We start from the raw sequence: 24,103 nt of genomic DNA on the forward strand, positions 1-24,103 counted from the left end.
TCTCATTTGCGCACCTCTTTGAGAATTTCTTCGGTCAGCGCATCGAACTCGGTATTGGCCCGATGCACGTAGATGCCCGTGATGATGATGGCGAAGAGAATGACACCGACGCCGATGGGGATACCAAGGGTGGTGACGCCGGTGCCGATGGGCTTGGCGAGGAACTCCTTGTCGAAGGCGATCAGCGCGATGTAGCCGTAGTAGACGATCAGCATGAGGATCGTCAGGATCCAGCCGAAACGCCCGCGCTCCTGCACCAGGCGCTGGTACTTTGGATTCGCGCGAATCCGCTCGTAGATGTCGTTTTGCATGCTGCTCTCTTCCTTAAGCGTTTGCGGGAGTCTGCAGGCCATAGACTAGGATGAAAGTCTTACAAAATGCTTACGTGTCACGCCCTTGAAAATGACAAAATATTATTTTAATGAAGATTTCCGGTGTTTGACTTTGTCGAAACTCGCTTCGCTCGTTTTTCGCGTACCATCTTTTCATGGCTTCGATGGGTGTGACATGTCCCTGGGCTTTCTGGGGGATGCGGTGATTGACGGCCAGAAGTCTCGCTGAGTCGTCGCTTCGAGCGCTTCGATCGACTCGCGCATCGTCTCACGACCCAAAAATGATGCACGATGTCGCGGATCGATGTAATCGTCCGGGACCTGACAATCATTTAACGACGAAGTCCTCAAAACGAAAGTGCTTTCCGCGTTATGCTTTGCAGCACTCGGTCGTTTTTCCAGAGGAGACAAAACCATGAACATGGCAGCTCGGATCGAACGAACCCCTTCGGCCTATCCCTATCCCTTGCTGATACGGCACATGCTCGAACGGGCGGTATCCGATCATCCTAACGCCCAGATCGTCTATGGCCAGACGTGCCGTACCTATCGTCAATTGCACGAACGGGTCGGGAGGTTGGCCAATGCGCTTGCCGGGCTGGGCGTGGAAGCGGGGAGCACCGTCGGCGTGATGGACTGGGATACGAACCGCTATCTCGAATGCTTTTACGCCGTACCGATGATGGGTGCGGTGTTGCACATGGTGAACGTGCGCCTCTCGCCGGAGCAGATCGTCTATACGATCAACCACGCCGCCGACGACATCTTGCTCGTCAATGTCGAGTTCTTGCCGCTGCTGCAGCGCATCGCCGGGCAATTGCGCACCGTTAGGGCGGTCGTGCTGCTCGACGACGAAGGAAGGGCTCGCGAGGCAGATTTGCAGGGCTTGCGCTGCGCGGGGGAGTATGAATCCTTGCTCGAAGAATCCGCGCCGGATTACCTCTTCCCCGAGCTCGACGAAGACACCCGTGCCACCACTTTCTATACTACGGGCACCACGGGCCTACCCAAAGGGGTGTTTTTCAGCCACCGCCAGCTGGTGCTGCACACGCTCGCTTGTCAGCTCGCACTGAGCAGCGCAGCGCACTGCCGTCTCGACAAACGGGACGTCTATATGCCGATCACCCCCATGTTTCACGTCCATGCCTGGGGCATGCCTTACGTGGCGACGAACCTCGGCCTGAAGCAGATCTATCCCGGCCGCTACGTGCCGGAGCGTCTCTTGAAATTGCGCGCCGAGCATGGCGTGACGTTCTCGCATTGTGTGCCTACCATCTTGCAGATGCTGCTTATGAGTCCGGCGTCGGCGTCGGCCGATCTCTCCGGCTGGAAGGTGATCATCGGTGGTTCGGCGTTGCCGGCTGCGTTGGCCAAGTCCGCCTTGGAACGTGGTATCGACGTCGTCACTGGCTATGGTATGTCGGAGACCTGCCCCATTCTCACCGTGGCGTTCCTCGATGAAGAGATGCTGTCGTGGGATCTGGAAGCTCAGGCCAGGCAACGATCCAAAACAGGGCGGCCGATTCCTTTGGTACAGCTGCGCATCGTCGACGGGGCGATGAACGAACTGCCGCACGACGGTAAGAGCGCCGGGGAAGTGGTGGTGCGCGCGCCTTGGCTCACCCAAGGCTACTTGCACGATCCCGAGGGTTCCGAGCGTCTGTGGCGCGGCGGATGGCTGCACACGGGGGACATCGGTGTGATCGACCCCGACGGTTTCCTGCGCATCACCGATCGCCTCAAGGACGTGATCAAATCGGGCGGCGAATGGATCAGCTCGCTCGAAATCGAAGGGCACATCCTCCGGGTACCGGGGGTGGCCGAAGTGGCGGTGATCGGTGTGCCGGATGAGCGCTGGGGTGAGCGTCCTCTGGCCTTCGTCGTACCGTCCCGGCCTGGCGCGGTGAGTTCCGAGGACATCCTCGAGGCACTACGGCGCGCTGCCGAGGCAGGGGAAATTTCGCGCTATGCCGTGCCCGATCGCATCGTCTTCCTCGAGGAAATTCCTAAAACCAGCGTAGGCAAGATCAACAAGCGGGCACTGCGCGAGCGCTATGGTGCTGCGTGAGGAGGGCGGGCCGAGACCGCAGCCGCGGACGGCTGGAGAAGGCGCTCGGAAACCGAGCTCCACGCTCCGATCTCCCGGCAGGCGACCTCCAGTGCACCGGGATCCAATCCCGTGAGCCGTACCCGGGGCGCTCGGCCAAGCTCCGGGTGGCGGGCGAGCGAGCGGCGGTAGAGTGGGTCGTAATGCCGGGCGATGAGCTCGGCAAAGAGCGTCGCCAGATCACGGCGAAAGGCGAGTTCCTGCCAGCGGCGCAAGGTCTCGTTCGGGACGAAGCCTTTGAATCGCTCGAGCCGTCGTGCGAGCGATCCGGGCTCGTCGCCCATCCAGGCATAGTCTTCGAGCAGGAGCTGCATGCGGCACTCGCGGGGCGTGTCGAGCACGATCATCGGGGCGAGCCGGATCGCCTCGTGGAGCGCATCGGGGAGCTGCAGTAGGCCGATGCGCTTGCTCTCGGCTTCGACGAAGACGGGTTTTTGCGGGTTGAACCGACGCAGCGCCGCCACGAGCGCCGTATCGAAGGCTTTCTGCGAGGGCTGTGATTCTCCTCCGGGCCAGGCGCCGAGAATGGAGCCGCGATGGCGCGCGAGCGTCTCCAGATCGAGTACCTGGTGACCGCGTTGGGCGAGCGCCTGCAGTACGCGCGTCTTGCCCGAACCGGTGGGCCCGGCGAGCACCCGCCAGGCAAAACGCCCCGGCAGATCGACGAGCCGCTCCAACACCCACCGGCGATAGGTCTTGTAGCCGCCCGCCAGTTGCGCCGCCGGCCAGCCGATCAGGCGCAACCAGGTGACGAAGGCGCCGCTGCGTTGCCCGCCGCGCCAGCAGTAGACGAGGGGGCGCCATGAAGGGGGGTACTGCTGCAGGCGCTCCTGCAGGTGGCGCGCCAAGTTCTTGGCTACCCAGGCAGCTCCGAGCCGGCGCGCCTCGAAAGCCGAGCGCTGCTTGTAAATGGTGCCGACGATGCGCCGTTCGGTGTCGTCGAGCACCGGTAGGTTGATCGCACCAGGGAGGTGGTCTTCGAGGAATTCGGACGGGGAGCGCGCGTCGATGATCGTGTCGAATTCCTCGATTCGTTCGAGCGGTACAATTCTATCTTTGTCTTTGGCGGCCATGGATAGCGAGGAGGTCGATATGGAAGGAGCGGAAGGAACGAAGGCGGCGGTGCACGGCATCCGGCTCACCGAATGGGCCCACGGCGGCGGCTGCGGTTGCAAGATCGCGCCGGCGGTGCTGCAGCGCCTGCTCGGTTCGCTGCCACCGGGGCTGTGTCCGCCGGAACTCCTCGTGGGCACCGAGGCGAGCGACGATGCGGCAGTCTACCGCGTGCGCGAGGATTTGGCGATCGTCGCGACCACCGATTTCTTCACGCCCGTGGTCGACGATCCCTACGATTTCGGCCGCATCGCTGCGACCAATGCGCTCTCCGACGTCTATGCCATGGGCGGGCGGCCGATTTTGGCGCTGGCGATCGTCGGCATGCCCGTCGGCAAGCTGCCCGAGGAGGCGATCACGCGCATTCTGGAAGGCGGGGCGAGCGTGTGCCGCGAGGCGGGCATCCCGCTCGCCGGCGGGCATTCGATCGACACGATCGAGCCGATCTACGGCTTGGTGGCATTGGGCGTGGTCCATCCCGAGCAGGTGAAGACCAACGGCGGGGCGCGGCCGGGCGACGTGCTGATCCTGAGCAAACCCTTGGGCATCGGCATCCTCTCGGCGGCGCTCAAGCAGGGCCGGCTCTCCGGCAGCGAATACGCCGAAATGCGGCTGTGGACGATGACGCTCAACCGCGCCGGGCAGGCGCTCGCCAGTCGCGAGGCGGTGCACGCCATGACCGACGTCACCGGCTTCGGCTTGGCGGGACATCTCTTGGAAATCTGCCGTGCGAGCGGCGTGTCGGCGGTGCTCGACCGCGAAGCGATCCCCGTGCTCGCCAGCGCCCGGCGATATGCCGCAGAGGGCGTGGCCACGGGGGCTTCCAAGCGCAACTGGGCGAGTTACGGCGAGGAGGTCGATCTGTCGGCGCTCGCCGACGAAGAAAACGAGGCGGCGCTGTGGCGTACCTGGCTCACCGATCCGCAGACGAGCGGGGGGCTGCTGATCGCCTGTGCGCCGGAGGCAGCCGAAGGGGTGATCGCCGAGATTCGCGCCCATCAGGCGCTGGGCGGCTGGAAGATCGGTGAGATCGTCGAGGCGCCCGTGCCGCGCGTCGTGCTGCGCTGAAATGCACCGTGTTTCAACGCCCGGAGGTGGCGCTGCGTTTGCGCACCGCCTCCAGCGCCGTGGCGATCGCCGGCCACACCGTCTCGAGCAACTTGGGCACGGCCTCCAGCACGGGATGCAGTCCGTCTTCCTGGAACGCGTCAGGGTCGAGCGCGATCGCCTCGAGCAAGAAAGGGACGAAATGCACAGGATGGCGGGCCGCGAGGCGCGAATAGACCGCTTCGAATTCGTCCGTGTAATCCGGCCCGAGGTTGGGAGGTAGCCTCATACCTACGAGCACGACTTCGCAGCCGGCTTGGCGCGCCATGAGGATCATGCGCTCTAAGTTCGCCTCCATGGCTGCAGGGGGAAGTCCCCTCAGGCCATCATTGGCGCCCAGTGCGAGGACGAGCACATCGGGTCGGTGTCGCTCAAGGAGCGCCGGCAAGCGGGCAGCCCCTCCGGCGCTCGTTTCTCCGGAGACACTCGCGTCGATGACCCGGTGCATCCCGGGTTCGAGGGTATCGAGCTTGGCCTGCAGCAAATGTGGCCAGCCGCTCTTTGGGGGTAGACCATAACCGGCCGAGAGACTGTCGCCGAACACGAGGAGGGTGGCCGCGGCAACGGGGGAAGTGACGCAGACGAGTGCCAGGAAAACCGTGTGGGCAACAAGACGTCCAATTCGAGACGAGGAAGGAAAGGAAGGCATGGGTGAACAAACTCCGCAAACGAAGAACGTGATCTTGAGCGCCGAAAAACTCCGTAAAGTCGTGTCCCGTCGGGACGACCCCCCTCTCGTCATTCTCGACGACGTCGATCTCAGCGTCTCGCAGGGCGAGGCAGTGGCGATCGTCGGCTCCTCCGGTTCGGGGAAGTCTACCTTACTCGGCTTGCTCGCGGGACTGGATTCGCCGACCAGCGGCGAGGTTCGACTCGCTGGAGCGTCGATCTTCGCACTGGACGAAGACGAACGCGCGGCTCTGCGGGGGCGTACGATCGGCTTCGTTTTTCAGGATTTTCAGCTCCTGCCGACCCTCAGCGCCCTGGAAAACGTCGCGTTGCCGCTGGAACTCGGTGGTGTTGCGGCTGCGCAGGAGAAAGCCCGGGAATGGCTGGAACGCGTCGGCTTGGCGCACCGGTTGCATCACGACCCACGCACGCTCTCGGGCGGCGAGCAGCAGCGTGTGGCTCTGGCGCGCGCGTTCGCCACTTCGCCCAAGGTGATTCTCGCCGATGAGCCGACGGGCAACCTCGACACGGCCACGGGAGAGGCGGTGATCGAACTGATGTTCTCCTTGCGGGCGCGGGAAGGCACCACGCTCGTGCTCGTCACGCATGATCCCAGCTTGGCAGCACGATGCGATCGTGTCCTGAAAATGCACGCGGGACGACTCGTTCAATGAGGTATGCGCGTCTCGGCACGCTTCAGAGCTTCCTCGCGGGACGTTTCGTGCCATTGAGCCAAAAAAATACCCATCAGCAAAATGGCGGCCCCCAGCCATTGGCGTGCGCTCAACGTCTCGCCGAGCCAGAGCGCACCGGCTAGTGCCGCAAATACGCTCTCGAGCGAGAGGATCAGCACCGCGTGTGTCGGGCGTACGGTGCGCAGAGCGACCACCTGTAAGGTAAAGGCCAGAGCACTGGAGAGGATCCCCGCCCAAAGGATGGGGCCTAGGGTTGCCGTCACGTCCTCGATGGTTGGACGCTCCCAAAAAAGGGCCACCGGCGCGGACAGCAGCGTCGCCACGAGGAATTGTCCCGCCGTCAGGCCAATGGGGGACAAGTGTCGGCCGTAGCGGCTGAGGGCAATGACGTGAGCTGCCCAGAAAAAGGAACCGGCCAATTCGAACGCATCCCCACGGTGAATTTTCAATCCTCCTTGGGTCGAGAGTAAATAGAGCCCGAGGATGCATGCGGATAGGGCATACCAGAATGGTTTTGGCGGGCGGATCCCTTGCAGCAAACCGAACAAGGGGACGAAGACGATGTAGCTCGCGGTGATGAAGGCTGCATTCGAGGCGGTCGTTTCGAGCAAACCGATCTGTTGTAAGGCAAATCCACCAAAGAGTAGGGTTCCCGTGATCGTCGAGGCCCGAATCCAGCGTCGCAAGGGTACGCGGCCCCAAGGGCGTTCATACCACCACCACATGGGCAGGAGAAAGGATGCCGCCAGCGCAAAACGGGCCATGTTGAAGGAAAATGGCTCCATGGTAGTCATAGCCTGGCGCTGGGCAACGAAGGTACTGCCCCAGATGGCGGCAACGAGCAGGAGCAGGAAATGGTCGCGGGAAAATCGCATCATGGGGTAGGAGGAACCGACATCCGCTTGCTATCCTGCCACCGTTTCCGCGTTCAGGATCGCACCGGCGGTATGCCAGCCGCTCGCGGCCGACGCTTCCGGCCCCGCAAAGGTCGGCGCTGGCGCCAGCCATCCACCAGCGAGCCAGAGACCTGGAGCGATGTCCGGGGTCAGGGAAGAGGACTCTGGTAGAGGCAGGAGGCAATCATGCCAGGGTTCCTCGATCGCTGCCGTACCCAGGGGTGCGAGACGTTCCGCAGAGGGCTGAGCAAGGCTAGCCCATCCCGTGCGGGCGCCTCCGGCTGGCGCACACCAGGCATCGGCTGCCGGGGTGAAACGCCATTCGCCGGAAGGGCGTGACCGGATCGCGCTCCAGAGCGAGGTTTTCGGCCAATTCGAGAGCCGGTGGCGCAGTGCACCGAGCCCCTGGATTTCTCGGAGCAGAACTGCCGCATCCCAAGGAGCGACGGCGAGGACGACGTGATCGAATCGTCGGCCGTCGGTCTGAGGCAGGCGCCATCCGCCGTCACAGGGCTCCAGGGTGTGCACCGGCGCGGCGATCGCCACCTCGCTGCCGCAACGCCCCAAAGTACGAGTGAGCGGTACGGAAAACCATTCGACGAAGGAATCGGGTAACTGGACCCATTGGCGTTGGAGCCTCGTACCCAGCGCAGCGGCGAGAAGGCGGGCGAGGCGGGGCAGGGGGGTTTCTTCGGCCGCCGTGAGACACAGAAGACGACACAATGGGCGCCACAGCAGACGGAGTCCTTCCTCGCCGCCCCAAGGCAGCGCCGCCTGGGCGAGCGGCACGTCGGGCAGGGTGCTTGCGCCGTGCCGGCCGGCGCGCAGCAGCCGCCTCAGGGCTCGGCCGGCCGCGCGCCGTGCCGTGCCAGAGAGCATCCCCTCTGGCTCGACCCGTACTTCCAGTCCGCTCCAGCGCGTGCGCAGGATGACCGTCCCGGCACCGGCCACCGACCATGTCGGCGCGATCGTCCTCAAGCGGCGTGGCGACAGGCCTAGTCGGCGGGCACAGGCAAAGAGATGGAGGCTCGCCCCCCACAGGGGCAGAATCTCCGCGCTCAGGCAGGACGTTCCCGCGTCCAACCGCGGCGCGCGCTCGAAGACCGCCACCTTGGCTCCGGCTTCTGCCAGGCGCAGTGCACATACCAGCCCTGCCACCCCTGCGCCGACGACCGCCACCTGCAGAGCCTGTGAATCACTCCGTCGCGCAGCCCGATTGCTTCGTTGCGCGGTGCGTGTTCCTTGCGGATCTGCCCGATAGGTCTCGTCGCCTCGCTCGGGGTACCGTCCGCGCGAACCGCTCGCGACGATTTCTTCACCAGCGCTCATCGGCCGGGCTTTCGCCGCCAGCCCCGCCAGGTCAGCCACAGCTGCCGCAGCGGCGGCAGCTCGAGGCGACGATCGAGCAGCCGATAGTCGAGAGCCTCGGCTTCGGCGAGCAGGGCTTCGGTCACCGTGCGGCGTGCCATCAGGGGGCGCAGCGCCTCGCGCATTCCCGGCGAGGCCATTTCGTCGACGGCACGGAAGTGGTGCCGTACCCGCTCGGCTTGGGCTCGCATCAGCGCCGCAAAGGATTCGCTCCAGCGCCCCTCGAGGATCTGCTCCGCGGGCACGTCGTGGCGCTGCAGTTGTTCCACGGGTACCAGAATGCGGCCGGCGCGCGCGTCCGCGCCGACGCCGAGCAAGAGTTCGGCAAGCGCCAGTCCCATGCCCAATTCCTGGGCCGCCTGTTGCGCCTCGCGCTCCATGCAGCCCAAGGCGCGCACCGTGAGCAAGGCGGGCACCGCGCCCAGGCGATAGGTCAGTTGCTGCAGCTCGGCGCTGGAGGCGCAGCGCATCGTCGTCGCCCTCAGCCGCGCGGCGAGCACCAGCTCGTCGAAGAAAGCCCGTTCCCAGGGCATGTCCGCCAGCACGAGGCGCAACGCTCGCGTGATGGGGTGGGTCGGTGTTCCGGCAAAGGCGGCTTCGACTTCGTTCGCCCACCAGGCAAGGGTCGTAAGGGTCACCTGAGTTTCACGGCAGGAATGCACGACCTCTTCGAGCGCGTCGATGAGGGCGTAGAGTACGAAAAGCGCCTCCCGCCGGGGGCCCTTCAGAAGCAGCAGGCTGTAGTAGCGGGCGTTGGGACGGCGGGCGAGACGTTCTCGGCAATGCTCGATGTCTGGAATCATCCTTGGACCTGGAAACCCTGAAGGGCGGCGGGTTTGCCGTATCGGGTTTTGCAGTAAGATCGGCGAAAAGTGTCTGCTTCGATGCACACCTCGAAAAACGCACACCTCGAAAAACCGTCACGAGCAGTCGCCGGGCGAGACGCCCGTGGGCCCATCCGTGTAGCGGAGAGCGCTGCCATGCGGCCACGCTGTAGATCATTCGAGGTGTCCCCTATGATACCCGAACCTCTGTCGGAGTTCTTGCAATGAGCTTTTCAGCCGATACCCTTCGCGACACGTTGGCCGCGATCCCCGATCCCAACCTCGGCACTCCTTTGGGTAAAAGGGCGATCGTCGGGTTCGAGGTCGAAGGCGGCACGGTGCGCGTGCGCCTCGCCCTGGATTATCCGGTGGCGACGCTGGGGGAGGTAGTGCGTGAGGCGGTGACGCAAGCGCTCGCCGGGCAGCCCGGCGTGGCGTCGGTGCAGGTCGAGCTTCTCTCCCGCATCGAGATCCACAAGATTCCGCCCGGCACGCAACCCCTGCCCGGGGTGGCCAACGTGATCGCGGTGGCCTCCGGCAAGGGCGGGGTGGGCAAGAGCACTACGGCGGTGAACCTCGCCTTGGCGCTCGCCTCCGAAGGCGCGCGCGTGGGCGTGCTCGATGCCGACATCTACGGCCCGTCGATTCCCCAGATGCTGGGGTTGGGGCATCAGCCACCCGAATCGACCGACGGCAAGAGCATGGAGCCGCTGCGCGCGCACGGCCTGCAGGTCAATTCCATCGGTTTTCTCGTCGATCCCGAGACGCCCATGATCTGGCGCGGGCCCATGGCCTCCCAGGCGTTGCTGCAGCTCCTCACCCAGACGAATTGGCACGAACTCGATTATCTCGTCGTCGACCTGCCGCCGGGCACGGGCGACATCCAGCTCACTCTGTCGCAGAAGGCGCCGCTCACCGGTGCGCTCATCGTCACCACGCCACAGGACATCGCGCTGCTCGATGCGCGCAAGGCGGTGAAGATGTTCCAGAAAGTGAATGTCCCGGTCCTCGGGCTCGTTGAGAACATGAGCATCCACGTCTGCTCGAACTGCGGTCATGCCGAGCCCATCTTCGGCAGCGGCGGGGGAGAGCGCATGGCCCAGGAGTATGGTCTGCCGTTCTTGGGGGCGCTACCGCTCGACATCCGTATCCGCGAGGAGACCGACTCGGGAACGCCCACCGTCGTGGCCGAACCCGAGGGCCCCCTCGCTGCGCGCTATCGTGACATCGCCCGGCGCGTGGCACTTGCGCTTGCGCGCTCGCCGCGCGACCTCAGCCACAAATTCCCTACCGTCGTGGTGCAAAATCGCTGAGTTTTGGCGTACACTTCGCGGCAATCGCGGGCGTGCAGGGTTGCCGGCCGCGCCGTTTTCGACCAAGGCCACGAACGGGAGTACGATGAGCATCAAATCGGATCGCTGGATACGGCGCATGGCGCAAGAGCACGGCATGATCGAACCTTTCGCGCCCGAGCTCGTGCGCCAGACCGAGCGCGGCAAGATCGTCTCCTACGGCACCTCGAGCTACGGCTACGACGTGCGCTGTGCCGACGAATTCAAGATCTTCACCAACATCAACTCCACCATCGTCGATCCCAAGGCCTTCGACGAGCGCAGTTTCGTCGATTTCAAGGGCGAAGTCTGCATCATCCCGCCCAATTCCTTCGCGCTCGCCCGCACGGTGGAATACTTCCGCATCCCGCGCAACGTCCTCACCGTCTGCCTGGGCAAGAGCACCTATGCGCGCTGCGGCATCATCGTCAACGTCACGCCGCTCGAGCCCGAATGGGAAGGATACGTGACGCTGGAATTTTCCAATACCACGCCGCTGCCGGCCAAGATCTACGCCAACGAAGGCGTGGCGCAGATGATCTTCTTCGAGTCCGACGAAGTCTGCGAGACCTCCTATCGCGACCGCGGCGGCAAGTACCTCGGTCAGCGCGGCGTGACCTTGCCGCGACTCTGATCGCCATACGTAGCCGTTTTTCATCCTTTGCCGAATCTTGCTGCGAGGGCGAGTTCCATGCGCTTCCATTTCCCCATCGTCATCATCGACGAAGATTTCCGTTCCGAGAATGCGAGCGGCCTGGGCATCCGGGTGCTCGCCAAGGCGATCGAGGCCGAAGGCATGGAAGTGCTGGGCGTGACCAGCATCACCGATTTCTCCTCTTTTGCCCAGCAGCAGAGCCGTGCCTCGGCTTTCCTCCTCTCGATCGACGACGAGGAATTCCAGGCGCCGGAAGATGCCGCGCGTGCCATTGCTCGGTTGCGCGGCTTCGTGCGCGCCATCCGCTTCCGCAACCGTGACATCCCCCTCTTTCTCTACGGCGAGACCAGGACCAGCCGCCACATCCCGAACGACGTGTTGCGCGAGATGCACGGGTTCATCCACATGTTCGAGGACACGCCCGAATTCATCGCGCGCTACGTGGTGCGCGAGGCGCGCAACTACCTCGACAGCCTGCCGCCGCCGTTCTTTCGTGCGCTCACGCATTATGCCGCCGACGGCTCCTACTCCTGGCACTGTCCGGGGCATTCGGGGGGTGTGGCCTTCTTGAAGAGCCCCGTCGGGCAGATGTTCCACCAGTTCTTCGGCGAGAATCTCCTGCGCGCCGACGTGTGCAACGCCGTCGAGGAACTGGGGCAGTTGCTCGACCACACCGGGCCGGTGGCCGCTTCCGAACGCAATGCCGCGCGTATCTTCCACTGCGACCACCTCTATTTCGTCACCAACGGCACTTCCACCTCCAACAAGATGGTGTGGCATTCCACCGTTGCACCCAACGACATCGTGGTGGTGGATCGTAACTGCCACAAGTCGATTCTCCATGCCATCATCATGACTGGGGCCATTCCCGTCTTCCTGACGCCCACACGCAACCATTACGGCATCATCGGTCCGATTCCGCTCGAGGAGTTCGAGCCTGCGTCGATCCAAGCCAAGATTGACGCGCACCCCCTCATCGACCAGGCCAACAGCCGCACGCCGCGCATTCTGACGATCACGCAATCGACCTACGACGGCATCGCCTACAACGTCGAGACCATCAAGCAAAAGCTCGACGGCGTCATCGACACGCTGCACTTTGACGAGGCCTGGCTGCCGCACGCCGCTTTCCACGATTTCTACGGCGACTACCACGCCATCGGCGAAGATCGGCCCCGCTGCGAGCACTCGCTCATCTTCTCGACGCAATCGACGCACAAGCTGCTCGCGGGCCTGTCCCAAGCCTCGCAGATCCTGGTGCAGGAGTCGCGCACGCGCACGCTCGACCGCGATGTGTTCAACGAATCTTATCTCATGCACACCTCCACCTCGCCCCAGTACGCCATCATCGCCTCGTGCGACATCGCCGCGGCCATGATGGAACCGCCCGGCGGCACGGCGCTCGTCGAGGAATCCCTCATGGAGGCGGCGGAATTCCGCCGTGCCATGCGCGATGTGGAAGCCGAGATCGGCGGCTGGTGGTTCAAAGTATGGGGACCCGAGTATCTCGCTGCGGAAGGAATCGGCCAGCGCGAAGACTGGTTGCTGCGCCCCAACGAGCGCTGGCACGGCTTCGGCGCCGTGGCCGAAGGATTCAACATCCTCGATCCGATCAAGGCGACCATCATCACGCCGGGGTTGGACGTGGGGGGCGAATTCGACGAATGGGGTATCCCGGCCGGAGTCGTCACGCGCTACCTCGCCGAGCACGGCATCGTGGTCGAGAAAACGGGTCTTTATTCATTTTTCATTATGTTCACCATCGGCATCACCAAGGGCCGGTGGAATACCATGGTCACCGAACTGCAGCAGTTCAAGGACGACTACGACGAGAACCGCAAGCTGTGGCGCGTGATGCCCGAATTCGTCGCCAAGCACCCGCAGTACGAGGACTGGGGGCTGCGCGACCTGTGCCAGCGCATCCACGCTTTCTACAAGGTGCACGACGTCGCGCGGCTCACCACCGAGATGTACACCTCCGAAATGGTGCCGGCGATGCGTCCGTCCGATGCCTTCGCCATGATGGCGCACCGCAAGATCGACCGCGTCCCGATCGACGAGCTCGAAGGCCGGATCACCGCCATGCTCGTCACGCCTTATCCTCCAGGCATTCCGTTGCTGATCCCCGGCGAGCGCTTCAACGCTACCATCGTGCGCTACCTGCAGTTCGCCCGCGACTTCAACCGGCGCTTTCCCGGATTCGAGACCGATATCCATGGTCTGGTCAAGGACTCTGAAGGGGACTATCATGTCGACTGCGTGCGCTCGTAGTCCAAGGGCGCATCCTTCCTCGGCTGGCCGGAGTGTGCGACATGCAGCAGAAAACGCTTTCCCTGATGCGGTCCGTCGTGGCCAAGGCGCGCTGCTTCGCTGCGGGACTTTTCCCCACCGGCGCCTCGCCGTGGCGTAGCTTCCTGTCGTTCCTCGGTCTGATGCTGCTCGGCGGCGGGGTCTTTGCCCAACAGCCGCCGCTGCTCATCGCGCACGTGATGCCCACCACCGGGCGCTTTGCCCTGCACGCCGAGGCCGACCGGCGCGGCGTGGAGATGGCGCTCGAGGATTTCGGCGGAAAGGTGCTGGGGCGCGAGCTCGTGCTGGTGGTGCGCAATTCCACCACCGATCCGGCGCAGGCGGCGAAGGTGGCTGAAGAGCTGATCACGCGCAGCCGCATCGCCTTCATGGTGGGAGCGATCGACTCGGGCGTGGCCGCCGCCATGTCGGCGGTATGCCAGAAATACGGCGTGATCTTCATCAATACCAACTCCTCGGCGCCCTCGGAGGCGGTGGAAAACGCGCATCGCACCAAGTTCGTGTTCGACGCCAACGGGGCCAACTTCAACAAGGCGCTCCTGAAATACGCCCTCGATCGACATCCGCGTAAATGGGCCATCCTGCTCACCGAGGACAACGTCTGGGGGCACAGCAACGCCGCGGCCTCGCGCGGTTACATCGAGCGCTACGGCGGCAGCGTGGTCGAGGAGATCGTCGTGCCCGTCTCACTGCCCGATCCGGCGGGGCTTGCCGCGCGCATCGCCGCCATGGACATCGACGTCGTCGCCGTCAATCTGAGCGGCAACAACCAGATCCGGCTCTTCGCCCAGATCGACCCCGCCCTCTTCGAGCGGCAGTCGTGGGTAGTGGGGGAGGTCGATTGGGAGGAACTCTATCCGGCCCCCGGCACGCCGCGGCCGCTCTTCGGCACCACCTGGGCGTGGAATCTCGACACGCCCGGCACGGCCGAGTTCGTGGCACGCTATCGCCAGCGCTACGGCAACACGGTGCTCGATTATCCCGGTGACGTGACGCACGCCGCCTATCTGGCCATGCGCGCCCTGCTGCAGGCGATCGAGGCCGCGGGCACCACGCAGAACCACGCCGTGATCCGTACGCTCGAGACGATGCGCTGGAGTGCGCGCGAGCGTATGCAACACGACGACGCCTGGATGGATCCGGTGAGCCATCACCTGCAGCAGTCCGTCTATACCGCCACCTGGCGCCATGATCCCGCCAACCCCGCCGCCGGCATCGAAATCCTTGGGCACCTGAGCCCCGAGGAGGCGCGCTACGAGGGGGAAGATCACACTCGCCTCGAATCTTTCGATGAGACCCCGCTCTATACCCCCTGAGGGGAAGCCCATGACCCGCCCGCGCTTCGGCCTGATCGCCCGCATCGCCTGGCTGGTCCTCGCGATCGAGGCGCTCGCCTTCGGTGCGCTCACGGCGGTGTATCTCGATCGCTCGCGCACCATCATGGAGCGGCGCATCGAAGCTCAACTGCAGCGCGTCGGCCGCATGCTGCAGGAAGAAAACCTGCCGCTCAACGCGGTGGCCACCCCTTGCCTCATGTCCGACCTGATCGGCCTCGAATACCAGGGCGGATTCGTCTTGGGCGGCAACGGCCGGGTGATCGTCGCGAGCGACCCGTTTCTCCTGGGGAAGAAAGCCGAAGAAGTGCCGGGATTCGATCCTTCCTGGTTGAACGATGCCGCTCGCCCTCCGATCGAAGCGTCCTTCACGTCCGAGCGGCTGACTGCCGTCCTACGTCTGCGAGGGCCGCAAACCCCCATTCCTCTCTATACGGTGGTGCTCGATTTCGACACCGCCGAGTTGCGTGCCGCCAAACGCGAGGTGATCGCCTGGGGGACGGCCTTGTCTCTGGCCTTCCTCCTCTTCACGTCGCTTGCCATCGTCTTCGTCGCGCACCGTCTCATCACGCGCCGGGTACAGCGCACCCTCAGTGCGCTCGCACAGATCGAGGAAGGGGCGCTGGAGACGCGCATCCCGATCACCTACGCCGACGAATTGGGCGACTTGCAGCAGGGCATCAATTCGATGACGGAAAAACTCGCCGCTTACATCGCCGAACAGAAGCGGGCGCAGGCGCGCATCCGCCAGCTCGCTTTCTATGATCAGCTCACCGGCCTGCCCAATCGTATCGCCGCGCTCGAGCACCTACGGGAGATTTTACTGTCACGCCCGCAAGAGTACGGCGCATTGCTGCTCGTCGATCTGGACGACTTCAAAACGCTCAACGATACCTTGGGGCACGAAGCAGGGGACGAGTTGCTGCGCCAGATCGCCGAGCGTTTGCGCGTCGAATTCGAAAGCCAAGGGTTGATCGCCCGGGCCGGGGGTGACGAATTCCTGGTGATCCTGTCGCGGCTCGGAGCGACCGAAAACCAAGCCAAGCAGCGCGTCGAGGCCGTTTTTTCCCGCCTGCGCGAGTCCCTTGCCCTTCCTTGTCGGATCGACCATGCCTCGGTGCGCACCACCGCCAGCGCGGGGGGCGCGCTGTTCCACGATGGCGAGCCTGGGCTGGAAGAACTGCTCAAACGCGCCGACGTGGCGATGTATCACGCCAAGGCGAGCGGCCGTGACCGTCTCTGTTTCTTCGACGAAGAGATGGCGCGCGCCGTCCGCCGGAGAGCGGAACTCGAGCGGGATCTCGTCAAGGCGGTGGAGACGGGGCAATTCGTCCTTTACTATCAGCTGCAGGTGCGCGGTCCCAGTTGGCCGGTCGGCGCCGAAGCGCTGATCCGATGGCCGCATCCCGAACGTGGTTTGATTTCTCCGGCCGAATTCATCCCCTTGGCCGAGGAGACGGGACTCATCGTACCGCTTGGTTGGTGGATTCTCGAAAACGCCTGTCGGCAATTGGTGGCATGGGAACGCAAGGCGGAGACGGCAGGGCTTACGCTCTCGGTCAATGTGAGCGCGCGTCAGTTCTATCAGCCCGATTTCGTCGAGCGGGTGCTCGAAATCCTCGAGAAGACGGGGGCCGATCCTCGCCGCCTCAAGCTCGAACTCACCGAGAGCACGCTCGCCTCCGATCTCGGCGGCATCATCGACAAAATGCGCGTCCTGAAACAACGGGGCATCGGTTTTGCCTTGGATGATTTCGGTACGGGATATTCCTCGTTGGGATACCTCAAACGCCTGCCGCTCGATGAGCTCAAGATCGACCAGTCCTTCGTGCGCGACGTGCTCACCGATCCCAATGATGCCGCCATCGCCCGTACCATCGTCGCCTTGGCCGAAAGCCTCGGATTGCAAGTGATCGCCGAAGGGGTGGAAACGCCCGAGCAGTGGAAATTCCTCGCCGAACTCGGGTGCCCCGCCTATCAAGGGTACTATTTCGCTCGACCGTTGCCGATCGAGCAATTCGAAGAAACCCTGCAACAAATGCTGACCACTGCCTCCAGCGACGGGCAGGGAACGGTCAAATTCGAGGCCGGCGGTGGTACGTGACCACCACGGCCGGATACTCGTCGCTTTCTTCAGGAGGTAACGCCTGACGGCCGACTTCGACGAAGTGTGCTCGATCCCACTGGGGGAAAAAGGCATCTCCCGGTGGCTCGGCGTCCACTTCCGTGAGCACCAGGCGATCGGCAAACGGCAGGGTCTGGCGATAGAGCTGCGCGCCGCCGATCACGAAGACGACCGGCTCATCGGCGAGCGCAGCCCGCGCGGCATCCAGCGACGGATAGACCTCGGCGCCCGGGGCCGTGAAAGAGGGATCGCGGCTCACCACCACGTTTCGCCGATCGGGCAGGGGGCGGCCGAGCGATTCCCACGTCTTTCGCCCCATGAGCACCGCGTGCCCGGTGGTGAGCCGGCGGAAGTGCCGCAAGTCGGATCTCAGCCGCCACGGCAGCGCCCCGCCACGGCCGATCACCCCGTTTCGCGCCACGGCGGCGACGATCACCCACTCGCTCATACGGCCACCGGAGCGGGGATGTGGGGGTGCGGATCGTAGCCTTCCAGCGTGAAATCCTCGTAGCGGAAAGCGAAGAGATTGGTCACCTCCGGGTTGAGCTTCATCTTGGGCAATGGCCTTGGTTCGCGACCGAGCTGCAGCCGAGCTTGTTCCAGGTGGTTGAGATAGAGGTGGCAATCGCCGCCCGTCCAGATGAACTCGTGCGCCTCATAGCCGCAGACCTGGGCCACCATCAGGGTGAGCAGCGCATAGGAGGCGATGTTGAACGGCACGCCGAGAAAGACGTCGGCGCTGCGCTGATAGAGTTGGCAGGAGAGCCTGCCCTCGGCAACGTAGAATTGAAAGAGCGCATGGCACGGCGGCAGCGCCATCTGGTCTACCTCGGCCGGATTCCAGGCCACGACCAGATGCCGGCGTGAATCCGGATTGGTCTTCAACCCTTCGACGAGGAGAGCGATCTGGTCGATGGTGCGACCGTCCGGGGCCTCCCAGCGGCGCCACTGTTTGCCGTAGACCGGGCCGAGTTCGCCGTGCTCGTCGGCCCACTCGTCCCAGATCGTCACACCGTGCTCGCGCAGGTAAGCGACGTTGGTGTCGCCGCGCAAGAACCACAGCAATTCGTAAATGATCGATTTGACGTGCAGTTTCTTGGTGGTGAGCAGCGGAAAGCCTTCACGCAGGTCGAAGCGCATCTGCCAGCCGAAGACCGACAAGGTCCCCGTACCGGTACGGTCCGCCTTGCGGGTGCCGTGTTCGAGGATGTGGTGCAAAAGGTCGAGATAGGGGCGCATCGCCGTGCCGCAACGAATTTTGACCGTCCATTTTAACGCAGCAAGGGCGCGGAAACGGCACCCGGCAGCGTCGTGCGGCCTCCCCTCGCCAGCAGAGCATGTTCCCCGTGACTGCACTCGTTCCATGTCTCCACACCCTCTGATGGGGTTTTATCCCTGGGCTAGTCGGTGTTATTCTTATCGAACTCGAAGCAGAGCCCTTTTTCTCACGAGGTGAGACGAAATCGATGCACAACATAGAGCTCTATCGGGACGATGCTCACCTGTGCGTGCTCCTCAACGAAAGCGAAGAGCTCGACGAAGGCGGCATTCACTCCAACCAGTACCTCATCCTGCATCAGGAGTTCGGCGTCCTGCTCGATCCCGGCGGTTTCGGCGTGATGGCCGACGTGCTCGAGGCGATGCTCGCTTACTGCGAGCCCGAGCAGATCCGCTACATCGTGCTTTCCCATCAGGATCCGGACATCGTCGGCGGCCTGGCTTCCTGGCTCGAGCTCACCCGCGCCACCGTCCTCATCTCGCGCCTGTGGACGCGCTTCATCCCCCATTATGGTCTTCCGAGTACCGATCGCATCGTCGCCATTCCCGACACCGGCGCCCAGATCGACCTCGGAACCTCCGCCGTCCTCGAGCTGATCCCGGCGCATTTCCTCCATTCGGAAGGCAACTTCCAGGTCTACGACCCGCGGGCGAAGATCCTCTTCTCCGGCGACGTGGGGGCTTCCGAACTGAGCGGCGCCGAGACGCAGACTTTCATCGAGGATCTGGCGCCGCATCTGCCCCGCATCGAGGGGTTCCATCGCCGCTACATGGCGAGCAACCGCGCCATCAAAGCGTGGAGGGAAACCTTGGGCGAGCGGCCGGTCGAGCTGCTGGCGCCACAGCACGGGCCGGTCTATCGCGGCGCTGCCGTTGGCCAGTTCCTCGGCTGGCTTGAGGGGCTCGAATGCGGCGTCGATCTCCTGCAGCCCGGGGGAGTGTTTCGGCGATGAACCGTTTCATTCCCCCCGATCTCTTGCGTCTGCGGCGCGATAGCCTGCGAGCGATCACCGGTATCCTCGAGCATGAGACCCGTTTCCGTCTCGGGTTTTCGGCCATGGCGGCTGCACTCGAGCGCGCCCATCGCCGTCTGGCGGCGACGCTCGAGCATCCGCCGGCCGAAGGAACGGCCGAGGCGGAATCTCCCCGCTCCCAGCTTGCCCGCCTCGACCGTATGGTCGGTCTGCTCCACGAGCTCCTCGACCAGGATGGGCGGGCCCAGACCGAGGCCATCGTCTCCTTGCTGCACCACTTTGAAGCAGCCAGCGCCGAACTCACCCAGACCCTGGTGGAGAAGGAGCTCATCGACCGGCAGCGCGCCGTGCTCGAACGCATCATCTTTTCCTATGAGCGCATCTCCCAATGGATGGAGTTCCTCAAGAAGATCCTCACCGATTTTTACCAGATCTTTCCGTTCGATGCGTTCTTCGTCGCTTTTGCCGAGAAGCACGGGCTGACGCTCAAGGTCTTCCACCCTGCGGCGCTGGAATCGGCCATGCGAGAGCAGCTCTTGCATCGCGTCTCGCAGCACGTCCTCGCTTCCCTGGGTCAGCCTCCCGATGCGGCGTTTGACATCGAAGAGCATTTCCTCACGACCCAACCCGCCGAGGCGAAGCCGGTCGAATCGATGATGTTGATCACCGAGCGGGTGCCGGAGCGGCACACCAAGCTCGCCGGCATCCTCGGGGCGGCCTTCGGCGTGCATGAGAAGCTCTCGCCGCAGGAAGAGGCGGTGATCCGCTCGCTTCTGGCGATCGTCGTCATCGTGGTCGGCTCCAGCCGCGCGTTGGGGCAGTCGCTCGCCGAGCTCGAATACTATTCGCTGCACGACCCCCTCACCAACCTCTACAACCGGCGGCATTTTCTCTCCATGCTGCAGTACGAGATCACGCGCAGCGAGCGCCACCAGCACGAATTCTCTCTGCTGATGGTCGATCTCGACGATTTCAAGGACGTCAACGACACCTTCGGCCATCCCGTGGGCGACGAAGCCTTGTGTCAGGTAGCCAATCACCTCAAGGGCAGCGTGCGCCCGGGCGATCTCGTCTGCCGCATCGGAGGCGACGAATTCGTCATCCTCTTGCCGGAGACGGGCAAAGAGGAAGCCAAACGCCTTGCCCGTACCATCCGTGACCGTCTGCGCGAGCATCCCGTCCACGCTTCCCAGCTCGAATTCCATCTCACCGCCTCGATCGGCATCGTCACCTATCCCGCCGACGGAGCCAATCAAAACGATCTGATGACCCGGCTCGACTTCGCCGCCTATGAAGCGAAGAAACGGGGCAAGAATGGCATCTTCCTCTACAGCGACATCGATCGTGGAGAGGAGGCGCAGCGCATCGCCCAGCACCGCCGCCAAGAAGCGGAGATCGTGCGGGCCGCTTTGCGCAAAGGGCGCATCGTCCCTTATTTCCAGCCCATCATCGAAACGGCGAGCGGCAGGGTCGTCGCCTATGAGGTGCTCGCCCGCCTCATTGCCGACGATGGGGAGATCGTCTCCGCCGCCCGCTTCATCGATGCAATCGAGAAGTATGGCATGGGGCGAGAACTCGATCGTCGCATGATTGCCGCTTCCCTCGATACTTTGCGCCGTCTTCCCGCCGAGTCGAAGGAAACTGCGCCGATGCTTTTCCTCAATCTCTCGGTGCAGGAGATCCAGAACCGCAACGTACTGACCTTTGCCTCCCGCCTTTGTTATCAGTGGGAGATCGACCCTCATCGCATCGTCTTCGAACTGCTGGAGCGCGATGCCATCTCCGACATGGAGAAGATCCGCCTTTTCCTCTCCACCTTGCGCAAGAAAGGGTTTCGTTTCGCCCTCGACGATTTCGGCAGCGGCTACAACTCCTTCCACTACCTGCGCGAGCTGGAATTCGACTTCGTCAAGATCGATGGCGCCTTCATCCGCGGCATCGAGCACTCGAAGACCGACGAAGCGCTGGTGCGCAACCTCGCCCGCCTGTGCCACGATCTCGGCATCCAGACGGTGGCCGAATTCGTCGAGAGCCAGAGCCTGCTTGAGCACCTGCGTGCCCTTGGAGTGACGCACGCCCAGGGGTATTACATCGGTTTGCCTAGACCCGACATTCTGCTTTTCGCGGACAAGACCGTCGGGCGCTGAGCGCTCGTGAAGAAATCAGCTGCGCTTCAGGCCGAGACCTCGGAGGCGCCGTCCCGGGCGTGACGCTTGCGCTCGCGCCAGATGAGATGCAGGTTGCGGGCGTAGATGAAAAGGCCCGTGAGCTGGCCGATGATGAAGACGGGATCGGCGCGATAGATGGCGTAGGCAAGCAGCGTCGCCCCGCCAGCGAGGCTGAAGTACCAAAATGCTATTGGCATAACGCTTCGCCGCTGGCGTTCGCTCGCGAGCCACTGGACGAGAAAACGCATCGAGAAAAGCGCCTGACCGGTCAGGCCGATGCCGAGCCAGATGAGGTCGGGGTTCATCTTTGTTCTCCGTGCCGTGAAGGGTAGGGCAAGCGGCGACGGTGCAGCAGCCACCACACACCGAAAAGATCGACCAGACCGACCCAGAGGCGATTACCGATGCCGTATTTCGACGTGCCGTGCCGCCGCGGTCGATGGTGCACCGGCACTGAGACCACGCGCCCGCCCTCGCGTCGCACCAGAGCGGGAAGGAAACGATGTAGGTGATCGAAGTAGGGCAGGCGCAGGAAGCGCTCGCGCCGGATGAGTTTCACGCCGCAGCCGCTGTCGGGCACGCCATCGTGCAGCAGGGCCGAGCGAACCGCATTAGCGATGCGCGAGGATAGCCGCCGAATCCACGTGTCGTGGCGATCGACGCGGTGGCCGATGACCATGTCCGGTGGGTTTGGCTCCTGCTGCACCAGGGTCCAGAAACGCCACAGATCGGCCGGATCGTTCTGTCCGTCGCCGTCGAGCGTCCCGAGCCATTCTCCCTGTGCGGCGAGCGCCCCGGTGAGCAGCGCCGCGCTCTGACCGGCATTGCGCTCATGGCGCACCACGTGCCAGTTCGGCCCCTTCTGGGCGCAGAGGTCTTGCAGCACGGCAAACGTGTCATCGGTGCTCGCGTCGTCGACGAAGATCACCTCGAAATCGAGCTTGTCGCCGAGTGCCGTGGCGATCTCCTCGGCGAGGGTGGCGACGTTGTCGCGTTCGTTGTGTACGGGGATGACGATGGAGAGGTCCATGAAGTTCACTCCGACGCGTCGTCGGCCTCGTCGTTGGAAGGGTGGGTGGATGCGTCGCCGGAAACCGACATGACGTCGGAGGCGGCGACCACGAGTAGAATCCGGCCGCGGTAGGGTTGCTGAAAAACCGGCGCAGCGAATTCAGAGGGCGGGGTGTTGGCGAAAGTCTCGATGATCAACCCATGAGGATGGTCTTTGGCCCAGGCGTGCAGACTCGACCAGGAAATCTCTTCGATCGGTTGCGTCAGACGACCGTAGAAATGAAATTGGTCGTAGTATTTACCGACGAAACCCACCGGGCGCCCCTCGGCCTGAGCTTGGGCGATGAAGCGGCTCGTAGGACGTACGTCGTAATAAGGAGCTGCGGCACGACCCAGCCCCAGAGCGAGGATCACGAGCGACAGGACGGTGGCGCCCGCGAGCGACGATACCCTCGAATACAGCGTGCGCCTGGGAGCCAGCCAGCCGAAAAAGGCTACGGCGGCGAGCGCAGGGATCGGCCACCAAGCGCTTTCGGCAATGACAGGGGGAAGATGAGCCGGGGGCCGCAGACGAAGGAAGAGGAGCGCCGTTGCCGCGAGGAACGGCAGAAGCAAGGGGAAATGGTCGAAACGGGTGGCAAGTATCCCCCGCGTCGCGAGGGTGCGCGCGAGCAGGAGCGATACGGCAGGGAAGAGCGGCAGGAGGTAATGGGCTTGTTTGCCGCTGATGGCGCAGAACGCGACGAACGGGACCACTGCCCAAGCCAAGAGAAAGCGCTGCGCCGGGTCGGTTCGCCATTCGAGCCGCGCGAGCGCCCGCCAGGCGCTCGGCCACAGCAGCCAGGGGTAGAGGAGCAGCGGCAAGAGGGGGAAATACCACCACCAGGGGCGCTGGTGGGCAAAGGATTTGACGATGCGCCCGGCGCTCTGCCCCCAGAAGATCATGTGCGCGTACTCGGGGCCGCCGCGGATCGCCGCCGGCACCGCCCAGGCGAGCGCGATCGCCGCGCCCCCCAGGACGGCGAGCGCCAGGCGTCGGTACCAGCGCCCCAAGGGCTGTGCCAGAGGCCGCCACCACGGCCACAGCAGCGCCGCGGGCAGCACGTGCAATAGTACGACCGGCCCCTTGGCGAGTACCCCCGAGCCGATACCGACCACCACCCATAGCCAGGCGCGTGGCTTGCCCTGAGCGGCATCCCACAGTCCGTTCATCGCCAACAGAACGCAGGTGGCGAGCAGCATGTCGAACATCACGGCCGGCGTATAAGCCGCCCACAGCCCCATTCCCAGCAGGATCGTGCCGGCCCAGCCGCCGAGAGAGAGCGCATCCGGCCACATGCGGCGGGCGAGACGGGCGGTGAGGAGCACTCCGGCAAAGGAGAGGCTGGCGCTCGCCACCCGCGGCCACCAGTCGTTCACCCCGAAAATGGCCCAGCCTGCGTGGAGTATCCAGAAGAGCAGCGGCGGCTTGTGGTGATAGGGGTGTCCGTTCAAATAGGGTACGAGGAAGTCGCCGCGGGCGAACATCTCCCAGGCCACGCCGAGGTAGCGCGTCTCGTCGATGGGAATGAATGGCAAGGCGTAGAGAAAGGCGAAGGTGAGCAAACCGATGCCGGCGAGCCAGGTCAAAACATAAAAAGGGATCGAATGGCCTGCTGCAGCCGCTGGCGATGGTTTTTCGAGAGGACCGCGGGGAAAGATCGTCGGGGAAGCGGGCATGCTGCGTAGGGAGGCGTTCGTGGAGGCGCCATGATAGGCGCAGCCACGTCAACGCGGTGTGAAGGTGTCGAGGGAACGGAGCCCTCC

The 24,103-nt window shown here is 63.9% G+C and carries 21 protein-coding genes and 1 pseudogene; 10 read left to right on the plus strand and 12 right to left on the minus strand.

Annotated features, from left to right (window positions below):
• Positions 1 to 2: 2 nt before the first annotated feature.
• Both EPD81_RS06545 and EPD81_RS10840 read right to left on the minus strand, forming a co-directional pair.
• Entirely contained in the window at positions 3 to 311 is a 309-nt protein-coding gene (locus tag EPD81_RS06545; RefSeq protein WP_142804643.1) for a DUF485 domain-containing protein, read from the minus strand.
• Positions 312 to 381: 70 nt separating this feature from the next.
• Positions 382 to 581 (minus strand): annotated as a pseudogene (locus EPD81_RS10840) (hypothetical protein); the annotation flags it as partial.
• Positions 582 to 753: 172 nt separating this feature from the next.
• On the opposite strand from EPD81_RS10840, the gene EPD81_RS06550 reads away from it, so the two are divergent.
• On the plus strand, positions 754 to 2,400 hold the full coding sequence (locus EPD81_RS06550; RefSeq protein ID WP_142804684.1) for a fatty acid--CoA ligase: 1,647 nt from the start codon (positions 754 to 756) through the stop codon (positions 2,398 to 2,400).
• Here the strand turns inward: EPD81_RS06550 and mnmH are convergent.
• A complete protein-coding gene (mnmH, locus tag EPD81_RS06555; protein WP_142804644.1) occupies positions 2,385 to 3,512 on the minus strand; it encodes a tRNA 2-selenouridine(34) synthase MnmH in 1,128 nt (375 codons plus the stop codon). The two genes, EPD81_RS06550 and mnmH, sit on opposite strands and share 16 nt — an antisense overlap.
• A gap of 49 nt (positions 3,513 to 3,561) precedes the next feature.
• Here mnmH and selD point away from each other — a divergent pair, with 49 nt between their 5' ends.
• Positions 3,562 to 4,620, plus strand: a complete 1,059-nt coding sequence (gene selD, locus EPD81_RS06560; protein WP_142804685.1) for a selenide, water dikinase SelD — start codon at positions 3,562 to 3,564, stop codon at positions 4,618 to 4,620.
• Between the two features lie 13 nt (positions 4,621 to 4,633).
• Here selD and EPD81_RS06565 read toward each other — a convergent pair whose 3' ends face one another.
• Positions 4,634 to 5,308 (minus strand): arylesterase, encoded by a 675-nt coding sequence (locus EPD81_RS06565; protein WP_142804645.1) that lies wholly within the window; start codon positions 5,306 to 5,308, stop codon positions 4,634 to 4,636.
• Between EPD81_RS06565 and EPD81_RS06570 the strand changes: the two genes are divergently transcribed.
• Entirely contained in the window at positions 5,307 to 6,002 is a 696-nt protein-coding gene (locus EPD81_RS06570) for an ABC transporter ATP-binding protein (protein WP_142804646.1), read from the plus strand. The genes EPD81_RS06565 and EPD81_RS06570 overlap by 2 nt on opposite strands.
• Here EPD81_RS06570 and EPD81_RS06575 read toward each other — a convergent pair.
• The 3 genes from EPD81_RS06575 to EPD81_RS06585 are packed head-to-tail and all read right to left on the minus strand — an operon-like array spanning position 5,996 to position 9,090.
• Positions 5,996 to 6,901 (minus strand): DMT family transporter, encoded by a 906-nt coding sequence (locus EPD81_RS06575; protein WP_142804647.1) that lies wholly within the window; start codon positions 6,899 to 6,901, stop codon positions 5,996 to 5,998. The genes EPD81_RS06570 and EPD81_RS06575 overlap by 7 nt on opposite strands.
• 27 nt (positions 6,902 to 6,928) lie before the next feature.
• Positions 6,929 to 8,248, minus strand: coding sequence for an FAD-dependent oxidoreductase (locus EPD81_RS06580; protein ID WP_142804648.1), 1,320 nt, complete (start codon positions 8,246 to 8,248; stop codon positions 6,929 to 6,931).
• Positions 8,245 to 9,090 carry a squalene/phytoene synthase family protein gene (locus tag EPD81_RS06585; protein ID WP_142804649.1) on the minus strand — a complete coding sequence of 282 codons (846 nt, stop codon included), beginning with the start codon at positions 9,088 to 9,090 and terminating at the stop codon, positions 8,245 to 8,247. The genes EPD81_RS06580 and EPD81_RS06585 overlap by 4 nt, the downstream gene beginning before the upstream one ends.
• 245 nt (positions 9,091 to 9,335) lie before the next feature.
• Here EPD81_RS06585 and apbC point away from each other — a divergent pair, with 245 nt between their 5' ends.
• From apbC to EPD81_RS06610, 5 genes are all read left to right on the plus strand, one after another.
• Positions 9,336 to 10,424 (plus strand): iron-sulfur cluster carrier protein ApbC, encoded by a 1,089-nt coding sequence (apbC, locus tag EPD81_RS06590; protein WP_142804650.1) that lies wholly within the window; start codon positions 9,336 to 9,338, stop codon positions 10,422 to 10,424.
• 85 nt (positions 10,425 to 10,509) lie between these two features.
• Positions 10,510 to 11,076: a dCTP deaminase gene (gene dcd, locus EPD81_RS06595; RefSeq protein WP_028874211.1), complete on the plus strand. Its 567-nt coding sequence runs from the start codon at positions 10,510 to 10,512 to the stop codon at positions 11,074 to 11,076.
• A gap of 57 nt (positions 11,077 to 11,133) precedes the next feature.
• Positions 11,134 to 13,368, plus strand: coding sequence for an arginine/lysine/ornithine decarboxylase (locus EPD81_RS06600; RefSeq protein WP_142804651.1), 2,235 nt, complete (start codon positions 11,134 to 11,136; stop codon positions 13,366 to 13,368).
• 41 nt (positions 13,369 to 13,409) lie between these two features.
• Complete coding sequence (locus EPD81_RS06605) at positions 13,410 to 14,723, plus strand: ABC transporter substrate-binding protein (RefSeq protein WP_142804652.1); 1,314 nt, start codon at positions 13,410 to 13,412, stop codon at positions 14,721 to 14,723.
• 10 nt (positions 14,724 to 14,733) lie between these two features.
• Positions 14,734 to 16,845, plus strand: coding sequence for a bifunctional diguanylate cyclase/phosphodiesterase (locus tag EPD81_RS06610; RefSeq protein WP_185955378.1), 2,112 nt, complete (start codon positions 14,734 to 14,736; stop codon positions 16,843 to 16,845).
• Here EPD81_RS06610 and EPD81_RS06615 read toward each other — a convergent pair.
• Positions 16,817 to 17,314, minus strand: a complete 498-nt coding sequence (locus tag EPD81_RS06615; RefSeq protein WP_142804654.1) for a dihydrofolate reductase — start codon at positions 17,312 to 17,314, stop codon at positions 16,817 to 16,819. The genes EPD81_RS06610 and EPD81_RS06615 overlap by 29 nt on opposite strands.
• Positions 17,311 to 18,105 carry a thymidylate synthase gene (locus EPD81_RS06620; RefSeq protein ID WP_142804655.1) on the minus strand — a complete coding sequence of 265 codons (795 nt, stop codon included), beginning with the start codon at positions 18,103 to 18,105 and terminating at the stop codon, positions 17,311 to 17,313. The genes EPD81_RS06615 and EPD81_RS06620 overlap by 4 nt, the downstream gene beginning before the upstream one ends.
• A 227-nt stretch (positions 18,106 to 18,332) precedes the next feature.
• Between EPD81_RS06620 and EPD81_RS06625 the strand changes: the two genes are divergently transcribed.
• Both EPD81_RS06625 and EPD81_RS06630 read left to right on the plus strand, forming a co-directional pair.
• On the plus strand, positions 18,333 to 19,097 hold the full coding sequence (locus EPD81_RS06625) for an MBL fold metallo-hydrolase (protein ID WP_142804656.1): 765 nt from the start codon (positions 18,333 to 18,335) through the stop codon (positions 19,095 to 19,097).
• The gene (locus EPD81_RS06630) at positions 19,094 to 21,265 is read left to right on the plus strand and encodes a bifunctional diguanylate cyclase/phosphodiesterase (RefSeq protein WP_185955379.1); all 2,172 of its coding nucleotides are present in this window, start codon (positions 19,094 to 19,096) and stop codon (positions 21,263 to 21,265) included. The genes EPD81_RS06625 and EPD81_RS06630 overlap by 4 nt, the downstream gene beginning before the upstream one ends.
• A 26-nt stretch (positions 21,266 to 21,291) precedes the next feature.
• On the opposite strand, the gene EPD81_RS06635 is transcribed toward EPD81_RS06630, so the two are convergent.
• The 3 genes from EPD81_RS06635 to EPD81_RS06645 are packed head-to-tail and all read right to left on the minus strand — an operon-like array spanning position 21,292 to position 24,016.
• On the minus strand, positions 21,292 to 21,591 hold the full coding sequence (locus EPD81_RS06635; RefSeq protein ID WP_055422788.1) for a lipid-A-disaccharide synthase N-terminal domain-containing protein: 300 nt from the start codon (positions 21,589 to 21,591) through the stop codon (positions 21,292 to 21,294).
• The gene (locus EPD81_RS06640) at positions 21,588 to 22,316 is read right to left on the minus strand and encodes a glycosyltransferase family 2 protein (protein ID WP_142804658.1); all 729 of its coding nucleotides are present in this window, start codon (positions 22,314 to 22,316) and stop codon (positions 21,588 to 21,590) included. The genes EPD81_RS06635 and EPD81_RS06640 overlap by 4 nt, the downstream gene beginning before the upstream one ends.
• A gap of 5 nt (positions 22,317 to 22,321) precedes the next feature.
• Entirely contained in the window at positions 22,322 to 24,016 is a 1,695-nt protein-coding gene (locus EPD81_RS06645) for a glycosyltransferase family 39 protein (RefSeq protein ID WP_142804659.1), read from the minus strand.
• Positions 24,017 to 24,103 lie beyond the last annotated feature (87 nt).

The organism is Tepidiphilus sp. J10 (assembly GCF_006980785.1).
Lineage (GTDB): Bacteria > Pseudomonadota > Gammaproteobacteria > Burkholderiales > Rhodocyclaceae > Tepidiphilus > Tepidiphilus olei.